Origin of the sequence: Nonomuraea sp. NPDC050536 (assembly GCF_044457685.1) — a bacterium.
Taxonomy (GTDB): Bacteria; Actinomycetota; Actinomycetes; order Streptosporangiales; family Streptosporangiaceae; genus Nonomuraea.
On the sequence record NZ_JBITHD010000005.1, the window covers coordinates 296300 to 315428 of the forward strand.

Here is a 19129-nt window from a genome sequence, read left to right on the forward strand (position 1 = left end):
ACCGGCAGAAAGGGCAGCCATGGGCCGCCACGGCACAGGTGGATCCGAGAACGAAGATGAACGGGGGATGGGCAGCGCCGACGACGCGACCTGGTCCCAGGATCGTATAGACAGCAACGGCTTCTGGGGATCGGACGAGCCGCCCGGCTGGCCGGCGCCACCTGATCAGGTCGAGGTGACCGGGCAGTGGAGGCCCGCGCCGGAGCGAACCCCCGCCGAGGCTGCGGGCTCTTTCGCGTCGGAGCCGTCGGAGCCGTCGGAGCCGTTCGAGCGGACTGGCGCCTTCAGGCCGCCTTCGCCGCCCGGGCCGTTCGAGACCACGGGCGCCTTCACACCGCCCCCCGGAGCCTTCGAACCCACCGGCGCCTTCAACGCGCCCCCTGGAGTCTTCGAGCCCGGTGCGAGGTCGTCGACGCCCGCCGCGGATGCCTTTGGCGTGCCCGGGGCCGAGCCGTTCGAGACCACGGGCGCCTTCGCGCGGCCACCGCTCGACGACACCCAGGGCATCGGCTCCTTCGACGAGCCCTCAGGCCCCGCCTCCGTCTACGGCACCGGGCCACCCGACGCCACGGCTGTGTACGGCGCGCCCGCTCCAGGGGACGTCAGGGTGGCCGGGAACCCCACGATGGTCAACGCGCCAACCCCGGCATGGGCCGGCGCCGCCGACACCGCGCTCCTCGACTCCGGCGAGACCGGTTTCCTCGGCTCCGGGTGGGCCGACGAGGAGCTCCCGCCCGAGGAGCCGTCAGGACGGCGTCGCGGGCGCCGCAAGCCGCCCAACCGCGACTCCGTGGACGCCCCGCCGAGCGGGCGGGGCAAGGTGGCCCTGCTGTCGGTCGCCGCCGTGGTGGTCGTGCTCGGCGGCACCGTGGTCGGGGTGAAGATGATGGGCGCCTCCGCTGACCTGGCGAAGTGCCCGGGTGGCAAGTGCGCCGCCGTACAGGCCTCCAACCAGCCGGGGCCGCAGGTCTCCACGTCCGCGCCCGTCGAGGACTCCGACACGCCCACCGAGGAGCCGACCACGACGGAGTCCGACTCGCCGGCTCCCACGGCGACCACGGGGACCCAAGTGCCGCGCCGTACCCAGGTGCCTCAGCCCGTCCCCACGCCCACCAAGAAGGTCAAGGTGAAGACGTCGGCGACGCCGACACGCAAGCCGACGCAGCAGGACGCGCCCGTCCCGACGGACACCCCGTCGGATGACAGCCCGACCGCCACCGACGCGCCGACGGCGACCACCTCGAGCGACACGGGCGGCTTCCCGACCGGCAATCCCAATCCGACCGCGACCGTGCAGCCGGGGTCCAACGCGGGCTCGGTGAACCTCACCTACGACGTCGTGCGGCGCGGGCTGGTCGGGTTCACGGCCAAGCTGAACGTCACCAACTCCGCCTCGAACGCGCTGTCGGCGGCCACGGTGTCGATCCCGGTGGCGGGCAAGGTGCTGGACGTCAGGGGCGCCGGCTGGAGCCAGGATGGCGACCTGCTCATCCTGGACGTCTCCAGCACGCTGGCGGCCGGCGACTCGATCAACGTCACCATCGACGCCACGGGGTCTTCCACGGCGCCGCAGACCTGCGGGCTGGTGGGCGGTGACTGCTCCATCACCTGATTTGATGGAGACATGACGGTTTCCACCCCACCCCTTGTGCTGACCGTCGCCGGATCCGACTCCGGCGGCGGGGCGGGCATCCAGGCGGACCTCAAGACCATGCTCGCCAACGGCGTGCACGGCATGAGTGTCATCGCCGCGGTCACGGCGCAGAACTCGCTCGGCGTGCAGGGCTACTGGGAACTGCCGCCTGAGGCGGTGCGCGCGCAGCTCGACTCCGTGCTGGGCGACATCGGCGCGCAGGCCATCAAGACCGGCATGCTCGCCTCCTCGGCTCTCGTCGAGATCGTGGCCGAGGTCATCGGCGCGTACGGGGCCCCCACGGTGATCGACCCCGTCGGGGTCTCCAAGCACGGCGACTCCCTGCTGGCCCCTTCGGCGGTGGAAACGATCAAGACCGACCTGCTGCCCGTCGCGACGGTCGTGACGCCCAACCTCTGGGAAGTCGAACAGCTCACCTCGGTCAAGGTCGAGGACGAATCCGACCTACGGCGCGCCGCGGAGGCCGTCCTGGCCCTGGGGCCCCGCTGGGCCCTCATCAAGGGCGGTCACCTGCCGGGAGATCCGGTGGACCTGCTCACGGACGGGGAGTCGGAGTACTTCTTCCGCGCCGAACGTCTCGACAACCGCCACACCCACGGCACGGGCTGCACCCTGGCCTCGGCCATCGCCTCGCACCTCGCCCTCGGGTCCTCCGTCCCTGAGGCGGTCGGCAAGGCCAAGGACTACGTCACCGGGGCGATCGCCCGCGGCTTCCCCCTCGGCGGCGGCATCGGCCCCGTCGACCACGCCTGGCGCTGGCGCCCCTGAGTAGGGCGGGGGTGGGAATGACGAAAGCCCGGCGCTCGGGGAGCGGCGGGCTTCGTGGCGAAAGTGGTGCGGGCTAGCGGGTGACCTTGCCTGCCTTGATGCAGGAGGTGCACACGTTCAGCTTCTTCGGCGTGCCGCCGATGACCGCGCGGACCGTCTGGATGTTGGGGTTCCAACGACGACGGGTGCGGCGGTGCGAGTGGGACACGTTGTTGCCGAAGGTCGGGCCCTTGCGGCAGACATCGCAGACGGAAGCCACGGTATCGCTCCTTAAAACAGTCGATGTAGCCCTGTCCGCTGATGGTTTTCCTGGCGGAGGGCATGCCGGGACAACCGGCCAGCCATACGAGGGTATCTGATCCTCAGCACTACGTGCGAACTCGAGCAGCACGAACGGGGATATTCTCCTCCATAAAGTCGGGAGGTCGGAGCACGCAGATGCAGGTACTCGACCCGCTCTCGGTACGCCGCTGGGCACGGCTGGCCGCCGACGCGCTCGGCAGGGCCAGATCCGAGATCGACGCTCTGAACGTCTTCCCCGTCGCCGACGGCGACACCGGAACCAACCTGCACCTGACCCTGCTGTCGGCGGCCGAGGCCGTCGAGGCGCTGCCCGAGGACGTCGACGCGGCCGTGACGTGGCAGACGCTCTCCTACGGCGCGCTGGTCGGGGCGCGCGGCAACTCCGGTGTCATCGTCAGCCAGGCGCTGCGCGGGCTGGCCGAGGTGCTCAAGGACGGTCCCGACCTGCGGGCGGGCCTACGGCGGGCCGCCGCGTTGGCCAGGGAGGCGGTGGCGCGGCCGGTGGAGGGCACCGTGCTGAGCGTGCTGACCGCCGCGGCGGGAGCCGTACAGGATCTGGACGGCGACCTGGAGGAGGTCGCGCGGCGGGCGGCCGGTGAGGCGCGGGCGGCGCTGCGGCGCACGCCCGACCAGCTCGACGTGCTGGCCCGTAGCGGCGTCGTCGACGCGGGCGGCGCGGGGCTGACGATCGTGCTCGAGTCGCTGGCCGAGGTGATCACCGATTCCTACAGCGACCGCTACGACGTGCCCGCGCCGACCGCGCGGGTGTCGCCGATGACCGAGGTGGGCGCCGGGTACGAGGTGATGTACCTGCTCGACGCCGACGACCGCGCGGTGCCCAGGCTGCGCGAGGAGCTCGACGGGATGGGCGAGTCGCTGGTCGTGGTGGGCGGCGGCGGCCTGTGGAACGTGCACGTGCACGTGGGGGAGGCCGGGCCTGCGATCGAGGCGGGTATGCGGGCAGGGCGGCCGCACCGGATCAGGGTCACGTACCTGGCTGAACGCACCCATCGCGGCAACGCGGGCCGTGGCGTGGTCGCGGTCGCGGCCGGGCACGGGATCGCGGCGCTGTTCGAGGAGAGCGGGGCGGTGGTCGTGCGCAGGGCGCCCGGTTCGCGCCCGTCGCTGCCGACGATGCTGGCCGCGATCAGGGAGGCGGGCAGCGAGGTCGCCGTGCTGCCCAACGACGAGGGCGCGGGCTCGGTGGCCGCCGCCGCGGCGGAGATCGCCCGCGGGGACGGCGTCGTGGTCAGCGTGCTGCCCACGAAGGCCACCGTGCAGGGTTTGGCGGCGCTCGCCGTACACGATCCGTTGCGGCGTTTCGACGACGACGTGGTGGCGATGACGGACGCCGCCGGACATACCCGGTACGGCCATCTCACCGTCGCCGACCGCGAGGCCGTCACCAGCGCGGGCCTGTGCCGGCCCGGGGACGTGCTCGGGCTGATCGACGGCGACGTCGCCGTCATCGGCTCGGCGCTGGAGGACGTCGCCACGATGATCGTGGACAGGATGGTGGCGGGCGGCGGCGAGCTGGTCACCCTGGTCACGGGGATCGACGCTCCGGTACGGCTGGCGCCGCACGTCGAGGAGCACCTGGCGCGCGTCAGACCCGACGTCGACCTCGTGGTCTACCAGGGCGAGCAGGGCGGCTACCCGCTGCTCATCGGTGTCGAATGATTCCTGTCAGTAGTAGGCGGTAGAACATAGGACCGTGAGCGAACACAGCGTCTCGGCTCGGGCGGCCGACGAAGCAGGCCGCCAGAGCCGATTCGACGAGCCTCTGGCGAAGGCGCTCGATCCGAAGACCGCCAAGCTGCTGCACAGCGTGCTCGGCCTGGAGACGGTCGGCGACCTGCTGCGTCACTACCCGCGCCGCTACGCCGAGCGCGGCGAGCTGACCTCGCTCGACGCGCTGGAGGTCGACGAGCACGTCACGGTGGTGGGCGAGGTCTCCCGGCTGATGCGCAAGCCCATGCGCAACCGCGGCGGCACCTGGCTCGAGGTCGAGGTCGTCGACGGCAACCGCAACAAGATCTACCTGTCCTTCTTCGGCAAGGGCTCCCACGTGGCCGAGTCGCGGCTCAAGCCCGGCAGGCGCGGCATGTTCGCCGGCAAGGTCGGCATGTTCGGCTCGCGGACGCAACCGCGCTGGCAGATGGCGCACCCCGAGTTCGAGCTGTTCGAGGAGAGCGAGTCCAGCGCGCAGGAGTTCGCGACCGCGCCCGTGCCGATCTATCCCGCGGGCAAGGACCTGACGCCGTGGGCGATCCGGCGCGCGATCGGCATCGTGCTCGACACGCTCGGCCCGCTGGAGGATCCGCTGTCCGCCGAGGTGCGGGACCGCCACCAGCTCGACGGGCTGGCCGAGTCGCTGGTGGCCATCCACCGGCCCAAGGACTTCGGCGAGGTCAACAGGGCTCGCCAGCGGCTGAAGTTCGACGAGGCGTTCGTGCTGCAGGCTGTACTGCTGCAGCGCAGGGCGGCGGCCACGGCCTGGCCGGCCAAGCCCTTCCCACGCGGAGACGGTGGCATGCTCGCCGACTTCGACGCCCGCCTGCCGTTCTCGCTGACCGAGGGCCAGGCCCAGGTGGGGGAGGAGATCGCGGCCGACCTGGCGCTGGCGCACCCGATGCACCGGCTGCTGCAGGGCGAGGTCGGCGCCGGCAAGACCGTGGTGGCGCTGCGCGCGATGCTGCAGGTGGCCGATGCCGGCGGCCAGGCTGCGCTGCTCGCCCCGACCGAGGTGCTCGCCCAGCAGCACCACCGCTCGATCACGGCCATGCTCGGCGATCTGGCCCAGGGCGGCATGTTCGGCGGCACCGCGGTCACGCTGCTGACCGGCTCGATGGGCGCGGCCGCTCGCCGCGCGGCCCTGCTCGACGCCGCCTCCGGTACGGCCGGCATCGTCGTCGGCACCCACGCACTGCTTCAGGAGCACGTCCAGTTCGCCGACCTGGGGCTCGTGGTCGTGGACGAGCAGCACCGCTTCGGCGTGGAGCAGCGTGACGCGCTGCGCGAGAAGGTGACCGGCGGGCGCCCGCACGTGCTGGTGATGACCGCGACCCCGATCCCGCGCACGGTCGCCATGACGGTCTTCGGCGACCTGGAGGTCTCCACGCTGGCGCAGCTGCCGTCCGGGCGGGCCCCGATCACCAGCCACGTCGTGCCGGCCGCCGAGAAGCCGCACTACCTGGAGCGCACCTGGGAACGCGTCCGCGAGGAGGTCGGGCTCGGCCGCCAGGCCTACATCGTCTGCCCCCGCATCGGCGACACCGAGGGGGACGAGGGAGACCTTTCGCCCACCGATGATGATCGGCGTCCGCCGCTCGCCGTGCTGGACGTGGCCGAGATGCTGGCCGACGGGCCGCTGCACGGGCTGCGGCTGGCGGTGCTGCACGGCAAGCTGCCGCCGGAGGAGAAGGACGCCATCATGCGGGCCTTCACCAAGGGTGAGCTCGACGTGCTGGTGGCCACCACGGTCATCGAGGTCGGCGTGGACGTCCGCAACGCGTCCGTCATGATCATCATGGATGCCGACCGGTTCGGGGTGTCGCAGTTGCACCAGCTGCGCGGGCGCGTCGGGCGGGGTGGGCTGCCGGGGCTGTGCCTGCTGGTGTCGGAGTTCGCCGAGGGCACGCCGGCCCGGGCTCGGCTGGACGCGGTGGCGGCCACGCTCGACGGGTTCGAGCTCTCGCGGGTGGACCTGGAGCAGCGGCGGGAGGGCGACGTGCTGGGGGCGGCGCAGTCGGGCAAGCGGTCGTCGCTGAAGCTCCTGCAGCTGCTGCGGGACGAGGACGTCATCGAGACGGCCCGCGACGAGGCCGCCGCCCTCCTGGCCACCGATCCCGCCCTGGAGACCCACCCCGCCCTACGCGCCGAGATCGACCGCCTCCTGGCCGACGAAAAAGCCAACTACCTCGAAAAAACCTGACTCCCCTCCCCACCAACCCGGCGCCTTGTGCGGTGGGAGAGCGGGGTCGGGGTGCCACGGTCTAGGGCGTCGTGGCGGCGGGGAGCGTCATCGACTCGCCGGAAGCGCCGGTCGCGGGTCCTCAGCCGGAGTTTGGCGGGCGGCCGGTGGGGCGGCTTGCCGTACAGGAGAGTCCTGAAGAGCTCGTGCAGGAGAGACCTGAAGAAGCCGTACAGGAGGGTCTGAGAAGACGGCCGGGAGAGAAAGTTCAGGGCCCAGCCGCGGGGGCGGCCTCCCCCCGAATGCCGCCCCCGGCTGGGCCCACCCTCGGGTCAGGTGCCGAGGGAACCGGCGTGCGGAAGGGCTCACGATCACGCCGGTCGGCCTCCTTCTGGGTCACCTCGAAGGCCGCAGTCATCATCATGCTGATGCGCCCACCCGATGGGAACGACCCTTGCGTAGTCGAGGCCGACACTTGTCCACTCTTGACCTGCGGCAACATGCGGAACAATGGTCCCTATGACTCGGATCATCGCGGGCATCGCGGGTGGGCGTCGGCTGGCTGTGCCGACGGGGCGCGGCACGAGGCCGACCAGCGACAGGGCGCGGGAAGGGCTCTTCTTGACCCTGGATTCGCTGCACGGCCTGCGGGGTGCCCGGGTGATGGATCTGTACGCGGGTTCGGGGGCCGTGGGGCTGGAGGCGCTGTCGCGTGGGGCCGCCCATGCGCTGCTGGTCGAGTCCGATTCCAAGGCGGTGCGGACGATCAAGGCGAACGTCCAGGCCCTGGGGCTCCCGGGCGCGGACGTGGTGGCCGATCGCGTGGAGCGCGTGCTCGCGAGGGAACCGGACGAACCGTACGACATCGTGTTCGCAGACCCGCCCTATGTGGTCTCCAGCGAGCAGGTGGTCGCGGTGCTGGAGGCGCTCAGGGACAACGGCTGGCTGGCGGAAGACGCGCTCGTCGCCTTTGAACGCGAGACCAGGGGGAAAGCCCTGGAATGGCCCGAAGGGTACATCGAGGAGAGGGTCCGTAGATATGGTGAAGCGTCCGTTTGGTACGGTCGCGCCGCCGGGAACCCGTAAACCTGGGGAGGCGTAGTGCGCCGCGTTGTCTGTCCGGGGTCGTTCGACCCCATCACCAACGGCCATCTCGACATCATCGGCCGGGCTGCCCGGCTCTACGACGAGGTGACCGTCGCGGTACTGATCAACGTTGAGAAGAGCAGCCTGTTCACCGTCGACGAGCGCGTCGACATCCTGCAGACCGTGACCAAGGACTACGACAACGTCAAGGTGGAGAAGTTCCAAGGACTGCTGGTGGACTTCTGCCGTCAGAACGACATCCCCGCCATCGTCAAGGGGATCAGGGTCGTCAGCGACTTCGACTACGAGCTGCAGATGGCGCAGCTCAACTACCGGTTGTCAGGCGTGGAGACGCTCTTCATGCCGACGAACCCCGAGTACTCCTTCCTGTCCTCCAGCCGGGTCAAGGAGATCGCCCGGTATGGTGGCGATGTGTCCGGCCTGGTCCCCGACCTGGTCCACAAGCTTCTGATCGAGCGGCTCAGAGGTTGACGCGAGCCTGGTATCCTTTCATTTCGGCCTTGTACGACGGCGATCGTTTCGCCATGCCTAGCGAGAGCAGATGATTCAGCACCTCGACCCCCGTTCCCCGTGGGTGATCTCCACTCATGACCTGGGGAGGCGGCCGGGCTCGATGCGGCGGATGTCGCTGTCCCTCCCGGCACCGGTGAATCTCGGCGTCGACATGATCGGTGTCCCCAAGGACGCCGAAGTCGAGCTGGAGCTCCGGCTCGAAGCAGTGATGGAAGGCGTGCTCGTCTCGGGCACGGCGCAGGCCCCGCTGGCCGGGGAGTGCGCGCGGTGCCTGGACCAGGTCACCTCGGACATCGAGGTCGACCTGCAGGAGCTGTTCTTCTACTCCGACGAGGACGCCTCGGAGGAGGATTCGCTGCTCGACGGAGAGCTGCTCGACCTCGAGCCGACGTTCCGCGACGCGGTGGTGCTCGCACTGCCGTTGAGCCCGGTCTGCCGAGACGACTGCCCTGGGCTCTGCACGGAATGTGGGATCAAGCTGGCCGAGGCCGGCCCCGATCACCGGCACGAGAAGATCGACGCTCGCTGGGCGTCGTTGCAAGGTCTGATTACCGAGAACGATAACGATCAGGAGAAGTGACGTGGCCGTCCCGAAGCGAAAGATGTCGCGGAGCAACACCCGCGCCCGTCGCTCCCAGTGGAAGACGACTGCTGTCGCCCTGGTGAGCTGCCCCCAGTGCCGTTCGCCCAAGCAGCCGCACATCGCGTGCCCGACCTGCGGCACCTACAACCGCCGCCAGGTCATCGAGCCGTCTGCCTGATCCGAGAGGTCCAGCCACGCGCTCTGAATAAGGGACGCGTGGGGGATACCGATCTGAATTGACGTGATGCCGACCGGGTGCCAATGTGCCCCGGTCGGCGTTACCGTCTCAGATGCGTGCGGTGGCGGTTCGCCCGCGGCCGTGGTGGACGCCGGAGCAAGGCATTCCCCGACGCCCACCACGTTTTCGGGCACCTTCCGCAGCCATCGCGCCTTGTGAAGATGTCCGAGGAGGAACACGTGGGCGCAGGTCCCAAGCCGGTGGCCGTGGAGGTCGCCAAACAAGAACTCGACAAGGTGCTGGACGTCCAGCTCGACTCCGACATTCTCGAGCGAGCCCTGACGCACCGCTCCTACGCGTACGAGAACGGTGGCCTGCCCACCAACGAGCGCCTGGAATTCCTCGGCGACTCGGTGCTGGGCCTGGTGGTCACCGACACGCTCTACCGCAACCACCCCGACCTGCCCGAGGGCCAGCTGGCCAAGCTGCGGGCCGCGGTGGTCAACATGCGCGCGCTGGCCGACGTGGCCAGGGGCCTCGGCCTGGGCCGGTTCATGCGGCTCGGCAGGGGCGAGGAAGGCACGGGCGGGCGCGACAAGTCCTCGATCCTGGCCGACACGCTGGAGGCGCTGATCGGCGCGATCTACGTGGACAAGGGCCTGGACGAGGCGTTCCGCGTCGTCCACGTGCTGTTCGACCCGCTGATCGAGCGGTCGGCCTCGCTGGGCGCCGGGCTTGACTGGAAGACCTCGCTGCAGGAGCTCACCGCCTCCGAGGCGCTCGGCGTGCCTGAATACCACGTCGAGGAGAGCGGCCCCGACCACGCCAAGTCGTTCACCGCCGAGGTGCGGGTGGGCGGCGAGTCGTACGGTTCGGGCACGGGCCGCAGCAAGAAGGAAGCCGAGCAGCAGGCGGCCGAGGCGGCCTGGACCCGTATCCGGGGCCGCCGCGAGCAGCGCGAGAGCCAGCCGGCGGGCTAGCGTGCCCGAGCTGCCAGAGGTCGAGGTCGTCCGCCGGGGCCTGGCCGAGTGGGTCGCCGGCCGGGAGATCGCCGCCGCCGAGGTGTTCCACCCGCGCGCGATCAGGCGCCACGAGCCAGGCGCGGACGAATTCGCCGCGCGGCTGAAGGGCCGCGTCATCCAGGAGGCCAGGCGGCGCGGCAAGTACCTGTGGCTGCCGCTGGGCCCCGACGACGCGCTCCTGGCCCACCTGGGCATGAGCGGCCAGTTGCTGGTCGTCCCGCCCGACTCGCCGCTGGAGAAGCACCTGCGGGTACGGCTGGCCTTCGCCGACGGCGGTCCCGACCTGCGCTTCGTCGACCAGCGCACGTTCGGCCACGTGATGCTGACCCGGCTGGTCGGCGGGGTGCCCGAGCCGATCGCGCACATCGCCCCCGACCCGTTCGAGGAGGCCTTCGACGACGCCGTCTTCGCGGCGAAGCTGCGGGCCAAGCACACCGAGATCAAGCGGGCCCTGCTGGACCAGTCGCTGATCAGCGGCGTCGGCAACATCTATGCCGACGAGGCGCTGTGGCTGGCCAAGCTGCACTGGGCCCGCCCCACCCACACGCTGACCAAGCCGAAGATCGCCGAGCTGCTGGCCGCCGTCCGCCACGTCATGGGTGCCGCCCTGCAGCAGGGCGGCACGTCCTTCGACAGCCTCTACGTCAACGTCAACGGCGAAAGCGGCTACTTCGAACGCTCCCTCGAGGCGTACGGCAGGCGCGACCTGCCGTGCTCGCGCTGCGGTACCCCGATCAAGCGGGAGGCGTTCATGAACCGCTCGTCCTACTTCTGCCCGCGATGCCAGCGAAAGCCGCGGTGAGCAGGGCCAGGACCGCGCCCACCCACATCACCGCCGAGGCGGAGACCCCGTCGAGCACCCGGCCGCCCACGAACGAGCCGAGCGAGACCGACACGTTGAACGCGCTGACGAACGCCGCCGTCGCCAGCTCGCGCCCGCCCGCCTGCATGATCCACAGCTGCAGGGCCACGCCCACCCCGCCGTAGGCCAGCCCCCAGACCGCCAGCGGCACCAGCGGCGTCGCCGGCAGCGCCAGCGCCGCGGCGGCCAGCCCGATCAGCAGCGCCCGCACGACCAGCGCGGCCCCTGGACGCCTGGCGGTCGCCCCGCTGCCTGCGAAGTTGCCCACCACGCCGGCGGCGCCGAACAGCAGCAGCGCGGTGCTGACCAGCGCGGGACCGGCGTGCGAGACCTGCTCGAGGAACGGCCGCAGGTAGGTGTAGGCGGAGAAGTGCCCGGTGATGACCAGCACGGTGATGGCCAGCAGTACCTTGATGCGTCCCGTCAGCGGCTCCCGGGCGGCTCCCGCCTCGTCGCCCGGCATGGCAGGCAGTGCCCCCGACAGCACGGCGAACACCACCAGAGCCAATCCCGCCACGATCAGGAACGCCGCCCGCCAGCCCAGATACGTGGCCAGGAAGGTGCTCGCGGGCACGCCGAGCACCAGCGCCACGGACACCCCGCTCATAATCACCGAGGTGGCCCGCCCCACGACCTGCCCCGGGACCAGCCGCGGCGCCAGCCCGGAGGCGAAGGCCCAGAAACCGCCGATGCTCACCCCGGTCAGCAGCCGGGCCGCCAGCATCACCGGCAAGTTGGGTGCGATCGCGGACAAGAGGTTGGACAACACCAGCAACGCCATCATGCCCAGCAGCGGGATCCGCCGGTCCAGCCGCCGCGTGGCGATCGCCAGCACGGGCGCGGACACGGCCGCCACCAGCCCGGGGACCGACACCATGAGGCCCGCCGTACCGTCCGACACCCCGAGATCCGCGGCGATCGAGGTCAGCAAGCCGACAGGAAGCATCTCGCTGGTCACGACGGCGAAGGTGCCCACCGCCACCGAGCTCACCGCTAGCCAGCGTTCCCGTACAGGGGAAACAGTCAAAGTCGTCATGCGGCTCAGCCTGCTCCCGGGCCCCTGGGGGAACAATGACGAGATCCGAAGGCTTGGTTTAGGTGGGCTAAGCGATCGGCACGGAGGTGGCATGGAGTTCAGGGAACTGGAGTGCTTCGTCGTCCTCAGCGAGGAACTGCACTTCGCGCGGGCGGCCGAGCGGCTCTACCTGTCGCCTGGACGGGTCAGCCAGCTCATCGCCGCGCTCGAGACCCGGATCGGCGGCCGGCTCCTGGAGCGGACCAGCAGGCGGGTGCGGCTGACGAAGCTCGGCGAGAGCTTCCTGGCCGACCTGCGCCCCTCCTATGACGGCCTGACCAAGGCCGTGGTCAGGGCGAAGTCGGCGGCCCGTGAAGTGACGGGGCTGCTGCGGGTCGGGTTCCTGGCCACGCCCACGGACCTGGTCACGGGCAGCGTGCAGCGCTTCGAGGGACTGTATCCGGGCAGTGCGGTGGAACTGGTGGAGATCCCGCTGTCGGACCCCTTCAGCAAGCTGCGGGCACGCCAGGTGGACGTGGTGTTCACGTTGCTCCCCGTGGAAGAAGCCGACCTGGTGACCGGGGCGGGGCTGAACCGCGTGCCGATGCGGCTGGGCGTCTCGGTCCGCCACCCGCTGGCCGCCCGGCGCGGCATCGACGCCGAGGAGCTGGCCTCGGTGGCGCTGATCGGGCTGGACGAGCCCGCTCCGCGCCGCTGGCGCGAGCACATCGCCCCCTCCGCGACCCCGTCGGGCCGGCCGATCGCTCTGGCGGGTACGGTGGCCACCAGCCAGGAGGGCCTGACCCAGGTCGCGCTCAACCGGGGCGCGATGCTGATCTGCACGCCCACGGCCGTCGCCCACGTCCGTCCCGACGTGGCCTTCGTGCCGGTCACCGGGCTGCCGGATTCGGTGCTCGGTCTGGCTTGGCGTAAATCTTCGGAAACGGCCGCCATCCGAGCCTTCAATGACGCGGCAGAACGCCATTCGGTGCAGGTCGCGGGACCCCATCTGGCCGCGTAAATATTACGCACGGTAACGGAAAATGAAATGCTGGAGAACGCGGAAAAAGCAAGAGTGACGGCCTGGGTGAGAGGCCGCGTGCAGGGGGTGGGCTTCCGCTGGTGGACCCGCGCGCGGGCGCTGGAGCTCGGCCTGACCGGCTGGGCGCGCAACACCGACGACGGCAGGGTCGAGGTTGTGGCCGAGGGGCCCCGCGGGGCCTGCGTCAAGCTACTCGAGCAGCTCAGGGGTTGCGACACGCCCGGGCAGGTCGATGGAGTAGTAGAACGATGGAGTGAACCACGAGGTAGTTTGGTCGGGTTTGTGGAGAGATAACCCTTCCACTAAACCCACCAAATAGGGTATATTTGTATGTCGGGAGTGCCCAGCAGTAGGTCTATGCGGTGCGTTCGACTTGACCGCCCACACTGCCGGTGCGACTCTTGTTAGGTACCACGCGCACCCCTCCCGCGGAACAGAAGTGCGCGAACCAGTCTGGTCACTCAGCGTGGAGGACCCTTTACCATGGCGAAGGCTCTACTAGGCCACGTCGGCGGTCCTGACCCTCGAATGGTCTCGGAGATGCGCCGTCTGCAGCAGCGTATTCGGGACCTGGAGGCAGAACTCATCCGGCTCCAGGCCCAGAATGACGCTCTTGCAGCGCAGACCCGCGACGAGGCAATCAGCCGCATGCAGGAGCGCGAGCCGGCACTCACTTGAGAGTGATCGGAGCGCACCACCCAGGGACGTCTCAGCGAGACGTCCCTTGTCATTTGTCCAGACATATGCCGACATGAGGCGATCCGAGCAGACTCCCGCACCCCGACCTCGCCATTTGCCTGCGCATCGACTGTCGCGCCGCACACGGGGCAGCCAGGACCAGTAGTCTTTCCCGAGGCTGATTTCAGGGAGAAGGGGGTCCGCGCTTGTATTTGAAGACCCTCACCCTGCGCGGCTTCAAGTCCTTCGCCTCCGCCACCGCCCTGCGGTTCGAACCGGGCATCACCTGCGTCGTCGGCCCCAACGGCTCGGGGAAGTCCAACGTCGTCGACGCCCTGGCCTGGGTCATGGGCGAGCACAGCGCCAAGTCGCTGCGCGGCGGCAAGATGGAGGACGTCATCTTCGCCGGCACCTCCAGCAGGCCGCCGCTGGGCCGCGCCGAGGTCACGCTGACCATCGACAACTCCGACGGCGCGCTGCCGATCGACTACACCGAGGTCACGATCAGCCGCCTGATGTTCAGGAGCGGCCAGAGCGAGTACGCCATCAACGGCGACACCTGCCGCCTGCTCGACATCCAGGAGCTGCTGTCCGACTCGGGCATCGGCCGCGAGATGCACGTCATCGTCGGCCAGGGCCAGCTCGACGCCGTCCTCCACGCGGGCCCGGAGGACCGGCGGGCCTTCATCGAGGAGGCCGCCGGCGTTCTCAAGCACCGCAAGCGCAAGGAGAAGGCGCTGCGGAAGCTGGACGCCATGCAGGCCAACCTGACCCGCGTCCAGGACCTGGCCACCGAGCTGCGCCGCCAGCTCAAGCCGCTGGGCCGGCAGGCGGAGATCGCCCGCAAGGCCGCCGTCATCCAGGCCGACCTGCGTGACGCGCGGCTGCGCCTGCTCGCCGACGACGTGTGCATCCTGCGGGCCACGCTGGAGCGGGAGGCCGCCGACGAGGCCGCCGTGCTGGCCCGCCGTACCCGGGTCGAGACCGAGCTGGCCGAGGGCCAGCAGCGCGAGGCGGTGCTCGAGCAGGCCGAGGCCGAGGCGCAGCCGAGGCTGAGCGCGGCCCAGGAGACCTTCTTCCGGCTGTCGTCGCTGCGCGAGCGCATCACCGGCCTGGAGCAGCTGGCCGCAGAGCGACACCGGCACGCGCTGGACGCCGCCGCGATCGAGCGGCGCGGCCGCGAACCGGAGGAGCTGGAGCGCGAGGCCGAGGAGGCCCGCGAGCGGGAAGCGGTCCTGCGCGCCGAGCTGGAGCGTGCCGAGGAGCTCCTGGAGGAGGCCGTGCAGCGGCGCGCGGAGGCAGAGGCCGAGCTGAGCACGGAGGAACAGCGCCTGGCGCTGGCCGCGCGCGCTGCGGCCGACCGCCGCGAGGGGCTGGCCAAGCTCCGCGGCCAGGTCGACTCGGTGCGCAGCAGGTCCCGCGCGGCCGAGGAGGAGATCGGCCGCCTCACCCAGGCCATGCAGGACGCCGAGCAGCGCGAACGGCAGGCCCGCGAGGACCTGGAGACCCAGGAGCGCGAGGAGCCCGCCGTCGATCCCGCCCTCGCCGAGGAGCTGGCGACCGCCCAGGCGGCGGTGGAGGAGGCCCGCGCCATCGCCGACGAGGCCCGCGCCGCCGTCGAGGACGCCAAGTCCGCGCTTGACGGCCCCCGCGCGGCTCTCCAGGCGGCCAGGTCCTCCGTCGGTACGGCTCGCGCCGCCGACCAGGAGGCACAGCGCGCCGTGGCCGCGCTGCAGGCCCGCCGCGATGCCCTGGAGCTGAGCCTGGCCAAGGGCGACGCCACCCTCCTGGAAGCCGACCTGGCCGGGGTACTCGGCCCGCTGGCGGCCTCCCTCCAGGTCTCTCCCGGCGCCGAGATCGCCATCGCCGCGGTCCTGGGCCCCATCGCCGACGCGATCGCCGTCAAGTCCCTCGACGCCGCCGTGGAGGCACTGGAACTACTGCGCGCCGGAGACGCGGGCCAAGCGACGCTACTGGTCGCGGGCGGCACGGGGAACGATGCGGGCGGCGCCGGGGGCGATGCGGCAGCGAGCTTCCCCGGCGCGGGCGCCTCCGGGCGCCGGGTCGGCGAGGAGGGGTACGGCGGAGGTCGGCGCCCTCGTACGGCGCCCAGCGGGACCGCATGGGCGTCCGATCTGGTCACCGTGCCCGACCACCTCCGCCCCGCGATCGAGCACGTCCTCGACGAAGTCGTCGTGGTGGACGACCTGGAGAGCGCGCGGCAGGTCGTCGAGCACGATCCCGAGCTGAAGGCCGTCACCAAGAGCGGCGACGTCATCGGCGCCCACCTGGCCAGCGGCGGCTCCGCGGGCGGTACGTCGGTCCTCCAGATGCGCGCCGCCCTGGACGAGGCGATCGCCGATCTCGAGGCCGCCGAGGAGCGGGTGGCCGAGACCACCGAGGGTCTGGAGCAGGCCGTACAGGCGGAGCAGGAAGCGCAGGCGGCCGTGGAGGCGGCCCAGGCGCACGTCAACGAGGTCCAGACGGCTGTCAGCACCGCGCAGCACGGCGTCAGCGCCGCGCAGGGCGTTCTCGACCAGGTCAGGGCCAAGCAGCGCGAGGCAGACCAGCGCAACGCCGCCGCCGCCAAGCGCCTGGCCCAGCTGGAGGCCGCTGCCGGCGCCGCCAAGGCCGAGGCGGAGCGCCTGGCCAGGAGCGTCCAGACCGCCGAGGCGGGCCGCGAGGAGGGCCTGGCGGAGCTGGCCGAGCTGGAGATACGGCTGGCCGAGGCGGAGTACGCGGGAGAGCTGGAGTCCGAGCCCACCACCGAGACCCGCGACGAGCTGGCGGCGCAGGCCGAGACGGAACGCCGGCGCGAGATGGAGACCCGCCTGTCCGTCCGCACGGCGGAGGAGCGGGTCAAGGGCATCGAGGGCCGCGCCGACGGGCTGATGCGGGCCGCGGAGCGGGAGCGCCAGGAGCGCGCTCAGGCGGCCGTCCAGCGGGCCAGGCGCAGGCAGCAGGCCACCCTGGCCGAAGCGGTCGCCAAGGGGGCCAGGCAGGTCCTGGCCAGGCTGGCCGAGTCGATCAAGCTGGCCGCCAGGGAGCGTGACGAGGCCGACCTGGCCAGGGTGGCGGTCGACGCCGAGCTCAAGCAGGTCCGCGTGCACGTGCGCGAGCTGAGCCAGGAGCTGGACAAGCTGGTCAACCGGGTGCACGGCAGCGAAGTGGCGCGCACCGAGCAGCGCCTGCGGCTGGAGCAGCTGGAGCAGCGCGCCATGGACGAGTTCGGCGTCGAGGCCGAGGCGCTGCTGAGCGAGTACGGTCCCGACGTGCCCGTGCCGGGCGAGCCGCCCGTGCCGTACGTCAGAGAGGAACAGGAGAAGCGGGCCAGGGCCGCCGAGCGGCAGATGAACCAGCTCGGCAAGGTCAACCCGCTGGCCCTGGAGGAGTTCGCGGCGCTTGAGGAGCGGCACGCCTTCCTCAACAGCCAGCTGGAGGACCTGAAGAAGACCAGGCGCGACCTGATGACCGTGGTCAAGGAGGTCGACGACCGGGTGGAGCAGATGTTCGCCTCCGCCTACGAGGACGTGGCCCGGGAGTTCGAGCAGATCTTCGGCAGGGTCTTCCCCGGCGGCGACGGCAGGCTGGTGCTCACCCAGCCCGAGGACATGCTGACCACCGGCATCGAGGTGGAGGCGCGCCCACCGGGCAAGAAGGTCAAGCGGCTGTCACTGCTGTCGGGCGGCGAGCGGTCGCTGACGGCGGTGGCGTTCCTGGTGTCCATCTTCAAGGCGCGGCCCTCGCCCTTCTACGTGATGGACGAGGTCGAGGCCGCCCTCGACGACACCAACACGCAGCGGCTGCTGACGCTGTTCGAGGAGCTGAGACAGAGCTCACAGCTCATCGTGATCACCCACAACAAGCGCACGATGGAGATCGCCGACGCCCTCTACGGCGTGTCCATGCGGGGAGACGGCGTCACCCAGGTGGTGAGCCAGCGCCTGCGCGAGCGGGTTTAGGCAGGATGGAGCAGAGGCCGCCATCTGGGAAACTGACATGGTGAGCCAGCCACCGCCGACAGGGAATCCTCGTGACTGACTATCTGGGCATCATCGTGATCGTCGTGCTCGTCGCCCTAGCGGCGGCGGGCGGCCTGTTCTACCTGTTCAGGCCCGGACGCAAGGTCTCGCCGCCGCCGCAGGCCCCCGAGCTGCCCGAGGAGCGGCCAGCGGCCGCCGGCGGCGAGGAGGAGGGCGAGGGCGCCGCGACCGCCACGGCGGTCAAACCGGCCGAACCCATGGTCAAGGCGCCCGAGGTCGAGGTTCCGCCACCCTCGGCTGGGCGGATGGTCCGGCTGCGGTCCCGGCTGGCCCGCTCGCAGAGCGCGCTCGGCCGCGGGCTGCTCGAGCTGCTGTCCCGCGACCGCCTCGACGACGAGGTGTGGGACGAGATCGAGGAGAGCCTGATCACCGCGGACGTGGGCGTGGCGCCCACGCGGGTGATGGTCGAGGAACTGAAGACCAAGGTCAAGGTGCTCGGCAGCCGCACCCCCGAGGAGGTGCGCGGTCTGCTGCGCGAGCAACTGCTCGTCCAGATCGACCCCGAGCTCGACCGCACGCTGCACATCAAGAAGCACGGTGAGCGCCCCGCGGTCGTGCTCGTGGTCGGCGTGAACGGCACCGGCAAGACCACCACCACGGGCAAGCTGGCCCGCGCGCTGGTCGGCGACGGCAAGAAGGTCGTGCTCGGCGCGGCCGACACCTTCCGCGCCGCGGCGGCCGACCAGCTGCAGACCTGGGGCGAGCGGGTCGGCGCCGACATCGTGCGCGGGCCCGAGGGCGGCGACCCCGCCTCGGTCGCCTTCGACGCCACGGCCAAGGGCATCGAGGAGAAGGCCGACGTCGTCATCGTCGACACCGCCGGCCGCCTGCACACCAAGACCGGCCTGATGGACGAGCTGGGCAAGGTCAAGCGCGTCATCGAGAAGAAGGCCACCGTCGACGAGGTGCTGCTCGTGCTCGACGCCACCACGGGTCAGAACGGCATGCGCCAGGCCCAGGTGTTCGCCGAGGTGGTGAACATCACGGGCATCGCGCTGACCAAGCTCGACGGCACCGCCAAGGGCGGCATCGTCATCTCGGTGCAGCGTGAGCTGGGCGTGCCGGTGAAGCTGGTCGGCCTGGGCGAGGGCCCCGACGACCTGGCGCCGTTCGACCCCGAGGTCTTCGTCGACGCGATCCTGGGCGACTGATTCCGGATCCTCCGCGATCTCTGCGGCGCGTGTCCTTTTATATGTGGAAATATCCCTTACCGGGGCAAGTCTTGATCGAAGACTTTGACTCGTGTTCACATGAGTAGTTCGTCGGGATCGCTCCGAGCAAACATTCTCATGCGGCGATTCCTTTCTGCACGAAGATGGAAGGGTGCGAATGAAGAAGGTCGTCGTCCACAAGTCCGGAACCGTGAGGCCCGCGGGCGCCGCATCGCCTAGGCACGCCCAGTAGGCCTCCGCTTGGTCGGCGTTCTGAGCGGGGGCGCCGACTGCGGG

At 70.7% G+C, this 19129-nt stretch carries 17 protein-coding genes; 15 read left to right on the forward strand and 2 right to left on the reverse strand.

Going from position 1 to position 19129, the window contains the following annotated elements:
• Window positions 1–67 precede the first annotated feature (67 nt).
• Together ACIBHX_RS17385 and thiD are read left to right on the forward strand one after the other, a co-directional pair.
• Window positions 68–1612 (forward strand): hypothetical protein, encoded by a 1545-nt coding sequence (locus tag ACIBHX_RS17385; protein WP_397068096.1) that lies wholly within the window; start codon window positions 68–70, stop codon window positions 1610–1612.
• 12 nt (window positions 1613–1624) lie between these two features.
• Window positions 1625–2422: a bifunctional hydroxymethylpyrimidine kinase/phosphomethylpyrimidine kinase gene (gene thiD / locus ACIBHX_RS17390; RefSeq protein WP_397068097.1), complete on the forward strand. Its 798-nt coding sequence runs from the start codon at window positions 1625–1627 to the stop codon at window positions 2420–2422.
• Window positions 2423–2495: 73 nt separating this feature from the next.
• Here the strand turns inward: thiD and rpmB are convergent, their stop codons facing one another.
• The gene (rpmB, locus tag ACIBHX_RS17395) at window positions 2496–2681 is read right to left on the reverse strand and encodes a 50S ribosomal protein L28 (RefSeq protein WP_049556934.1); all 186 of its coding nucleotides are present in this window, start codon (window positions 2679–2681) and stop codon (window positions 2496–2498) included.
• Between the two features lie 179 nt (window positions 2682–2860).
• Here rpmB and ACIBHX_RS17400 point away from each other — a divergent pair, with 179 nt between their 5' ends.
• From ACIBHX_RS17400 to mutM, 8 genes are all read left to right on the forward strand, one after another.
• Window positions 2861–4405 (forward strand): DAK2 domain-containing protein, encoded by a 1545-nt coding sequence (locus ACIBHX_RS17400; RefSeq protein ID WP_397068098.1) that lies wholly within the window; start codon window positions 2861–2863, stop codon window positions 4403–4405.
• Between the two features lie 34 nt (window positions 4406–4439).
• Window positions 4440–6659, forward strand: a complete 2220-nt coding sequence (gene recG, locus ACIBHX_RS17405; RefSeq protein WP_397068099.1) for an ATP-dependent DNA helicase RecG — start codon at window positions 4440–4442, stop codon at window positions 6657–6659.
• A gap of 498 nt (window positions 6660–7157) precedes the next feature.
• Window positions 7158–7724 carry a 16S rRNA (guanine(966)-N(2))-methyltransferase RsmD gene (gene rsmD / locus ACIBHX_RS17410; protein ID WP_397068100.1) on the forward strand — a complete coding sequence of 189 codons (567 nt, stop codon included), beginning with the start codon at window positions 7158–7160 and terminating at the stop codon, window positions 7722–7724.
• A 15-nt stretch (window positions 7725–7739) separates the two neighbouring features.
• Entirely contained in the window at window positions 7740–8216 is a 477-nt protein-coding gene (coaD, locus tag ACIBHX_RS17415) for a pantetheine-phosphate adenylyltransferase (protein ID WP_397068101.1), read from the forward strand.
• Between the two features lie 70 nt (window positions 8217–8286).
• A complete protein-coding gene (locus tag ACIBHX_RS17420) occupies window positions 8287–8838 on the forward strand; it encodes a YceD family protein (protein WP_397068102.1) in 552 nt (183 codons plus the stop codon).
• A gap of 1 nt (window position 8839) precedes the next feature.
• Window positions 8840–9019 carry a 50S ribosomal protein L32 gene (gene rpmF, locus ACIBHX_RS17425; RefSeq protein ID WP_033409409.1) on the forward strand — a complete coding sequence of 60 codons (180 nt, stop codon included), beginning with the start codon at window positions 8840–8842 and terminating at the stop codon, window positions 9017–9019.
• Between the two features lie 266 nt (window positions 9020–9285).
• Window positions 9286–9999, forward strand: a complete 714-nt coding sequence (gene rnc / locus ACIBHX_RS17430) for a ribonuclease III (protein ID WP_397068335.1) — start codon at window positions 9286–9288, stop codon at window positions 9997–9999.
• A 1-nt stretch (window position 10000) separates the two neighbouring features.
• Window positions 10001–10843, forward strand: a complete 843-nt coding sequence (gene mutM, locus ACIBHX_RS17435) for a bifunctional DNA-formamidopyrimidine glycosylase/DNA-(apurinic or apyrimidinic site) lyase (RefSeq protein ID WP_397068103.1) — start codon at window positions 10001–10003, stop codon at window positions 10841–10843.
• Here the strand turns inward: mutM and ACIBHX_RS17440 are convergent.
• Window positions 10791–11939, reverse strand: coding sequence for an MFS transporter (locus ACIBHX_RS17440; protein WP_397068104.1), 1149 nt, complete (start codon window positions 11937–11939; stop codon window positions 10791–10793). The two genes, mutM and ACIBHX_RS17440, sit on opposite strands and share 53 nt — an antisense overlap.
• A gap of 91 nt (window positions 11940–12030) precedes the next feature.
• On the opposite strand from ACIBHX_RS17440, the gene ACIBHX_RS17445 reads away from it, so the two are divergent.
• The 5 genes from ACIBHX_RS17445 (at window position 12031) to ftsY (ending at window position 18832) form a co-directional block, all read left to right on the forward strand.
• Window positions 12031–12939, forward strand: coding sequence for a LysR family transcriptional regulator (locus ACIBHX_RS17445; RefSeq protein ID WP_397068105.1), 909 nt, complete (start codon window positions 12031–12033; stop codon window positions 12937–12939).
• A 27-nt stretch (window positions 12940–12966) separates the two neighbouring features.
• Window positions 12967–13254 carry an acylphosphatase gene (locus ACIBHX_RS17450; RefSeq protein ID WP_397068106.1) on the forward strand — a complete coding sequence of 96 codons (288 nt, stop codon included), beginning with the start codon at window positions 12967–12969 and terminating at the stop codon, window positions 13252–13254.
• A gap of 189 nt (window positions 13255–13443) precedes the next feature.
• Window positions 13444–13638, forward strand: coding sequence for a hypothetical protein (locus ACIBHX_RS17455; protein ID WP_049556952.1), 195 nt, complete (start codon window positions 13444–13446; stop codon window positions 13636–13638).
• A 206-nt stretch (window positions 13639–13844) separates the two neighbouring features.
• A complete protein-coding gene (locus ACIBHX_RS17460; RefSeq protein WP_397068107.1) occupies window positions 13845–17600 on the forward strand; it encodes an AAA family ATPase in 3756 nt (1251 codons plus the stop codon).
• A gap of 71 nt (window positions 17601–17671) precedes the next feature.
• On the forward strand, window positions 17672–18832 hold the full coding sequence (ftsY, locus tag ACIBHX_RS17465; RefSeq protein WP_397068108.1) for a signal recognition particle-docking protein FtsY: 1161 nt from the start codon (window positions 17672–17674) through the stop codon (window positions 18830–18832).
• Window positions 18833–19129: the final 297 nt, after the last annotated feature.